The sequence below is a fragment of the Brevibacterium sp. SIMBA_078 genome, from assembly GCF_046534565.1.
GTDB lineage: Bacteria > Actinomycetota > Actinomycetes > Actinomycetales > Brevibacteriaceae > Brevibacterium.
Window position 1 is genome coordinate 1 of record NZ_JAWRYQ010000514.1, and the last position, 242, is coordinate 242.

Consider the following 242-nt stretch of genomic DNA (forward strand, 5'->3'; position numbering starts at 1 on the left):
ATCTGTCAGTTGCTGATACCATTTGGTTAAAGCGTATGTCTACCGACTTAAGCCACCACCGCGAACTGAATTCACTTTCCCGGCTATCTATGCCGCACGCATTGAATACCATTCTCCACCCAAAACTAAAAGATCTGGCTGAATACAGACAACAGCTCGATAATCTATTTCTGTCGCTATCAAAAGTTTTAACGGACAGCGAATTGCAACAAACAATCACCTACAAAAACACCAAAGGCATT

The 242-nt window shown here is 42.1% G+C and carries 1 protein-coding gene; it reads left to right on the plus strand.

The window, feature by feature from the left end:
* Nucleotides 1-35: 35 nt before the first annotated feature.
* On the plus strand, nucleotides 36-242 hold a 207-nt coding region (locus tag SB749_RS20620), incomplete at its 3' end, for a hypothetical protein (RefSeq protein ID WP_410711956.1).